General features: G+C 35.2%; 2 protein-coding genes. One reads left to right on the top strand and one right to left on the bottom strand.

The window, feature by feature from the left end; genetic code table 11:
* The first annotated feature begins 89 nt into the window (after window positions 1-89).
* On the top strand, window positions 90-308 hold the full coding sequence (locus GSA01S_RS10065) for a GlsB/YeaQ/YmgE family stress response membrane protein (RefSeq protein ID WP_174519415.1): 219 nt from the start codon (window positions 90-92) through the stop codon (window positions 306-308).
* 464 nt (window positions 309-772) lie between these two features.
* On the opposite strand, the gene GSA01S_RS10060 is transcribed toward GSA01S_RS10065, so the two are convergent.
* On the bottom strand, window positions 773-1,618 hold the full coding sequence (locus GSA01S_RS10060) for a DegV family protein (protein ID WP_066127226.1): 846 nt from the start codon (window positions 1,616-1,618) through the stop codon (window positions 773-775).
* Window positions 1,619-1,704: the final 86 nt, after the last annotated feature.

The following is a 1,704-nucleotide window of genomic DNA, read 5'->3' as shown; positions in this document are numbered from 1 at the left end:
AATTTGACACTATCTAACTATGTTCATTATTAGCTCATTGTGCTGTTCTAAGGTATAATGGTGTTACATTCATTTAAGGAGAGGTTACGATGATAGTAAATTTAATTATTGGTGGGATAATTGGCTGGTTAGCTGGCTTACTTTTAGGTAAAGATATTCCTGGTGGTGTTATTGGGAACATTATCGCCGGTTTATTAGGATCAGCTATTGGCGAGTATTTATTCCATGATACAGGTTTTATTGCTTCATTTTTAGGAGCAGTTATTTTAATTATTGTCTTTAGTTTTATCAACAAAAATAGACAATAGATTAGTTATTAAATAAATGGACAAGAGCTTAAAGTGTTAAAACTTTTAGATCTTGTCCATTTTTATTTTATCGATTTTTTAGTTGATTACCAAGGCGTTCAGCTTTTCAGATAAAGACGTACTAGCAAAGTGTGAGATTGTTATGTCAGCGTTTAATTGTGCTTCAAACAAAAAGTAGGTAGGGTGTGGGCAAGAAGTTGAAAATCATTCGATTTTCGCTTCGTCGGCCTACCCCCGCACAGGTGAGTAGACCTCAAACAAGTCTGTAAGACGCAGTATGGGTCACTCAACCCGTACGCTTTTAATTATCGAGCAATCACTTGATTGAATTTATCAACTTTATGCCTAACTTCTTTAAGACGTAGTGTGAGGCCTATCACCCATTGCGCTGATGAGTTTCGAATAATCACTTGAATGAATTTATCAAGTATTGTCCATCTTCAAACGCTATTATTATACAGTTTCTATACAGTTTCATAACCGACCATTAGACCACCACGTTGCGCATAGTAGCTACATAAGCCACTGGTTGGACGGATGTTAATGGTTGCCTGTGGAAATGATTTTAAAATGACCTCTCTTAGTTTTAAGGCACCAGATTCATTTAAGCAATGTGAAATATCAATACGTCCATTATTAAAGTTAGCTTCGGTAAGTACGTCAACAATTGAATTGTGTGCACGTTTTTCCCCTTTTGATTTATGAACGACTTCAATTTGACCAACGTCACTACGAACACCAATTAAGCGAATATTCAGTAAACCAATCATCCCACCCACTATACGGTTTAAGCGACCATTTTTTACTAGATTATCAACTGACTCTAGCATAAAGACTAAACCAGTTGATTGATGATAATTTTCTACTTCTGTCACGACTTCATCGAATGATTTGCCTGCTTGTATTAATTCAATCGTCTTATCTACTAAAATATCCATTTCAGTCCCAGCAGAAAGAGTATCAATAATTTGAATATTTTTTTCAGGGTGTGATTCTAAAACAAGGTTTTTGGCTAATTGAGCACTATTAAAGCTTCCTGATAAAGCACCCGAAATTGTAAAACAAATAATATTATCTGCATCCATAAAAGCTGAAGCGTAAGTATCAGGTGACGGACAAGCGGTTGAAGAACCTAATTTGCTATGTTCCATAGAGTCCATTAAATCCGGAACTTTACTAAGATCGTCGTCAATAAATAACTCGGTACCAATATTAATTAATAAGGGAACCACTTGAAAGCCAATCTCATCGGTTATTTTTTCTTCATGTCTGATGCATGATCCGGAGTCAGCAAGTATTTTCCATTTCATGTTTTTTACCTCCTTGGGTTTTACCTAAGTATATAAAAATAATGGTGAAAGTGCAATTATTTAGGGAGATTTGATAGTGTCAAATT

The organism is Globicatella sanguinis NBRC 15551 (assembly GCF_001552295.1).
Lineage (GTDB): Bacteria > Bacillota > Bacilli > Lactobacillales > Aerococcaceae > Globicatella > Globicatella sanguinis.
Note: the sequence above shows the minus strand (reverse complement) of the source record. Positions and strands in the feature narration are given on the sequence as shown.

Coding starts and splice junctions, on each gene's coding strand:
- GSA01S_RS10065 (WP_174519415.1), top strand. CDS start 90: ATGATAGTAAATTTAATTATTGGTGGGATAATTGGCTGGTTAGCTGGC.
- GSA01S_RS10060 (WP_066127226.1), bottom strand. CDS start 1,618: ATGAAATGGAAAATACTTGCTGACTCCGGATCATGCATCAGACATGAA.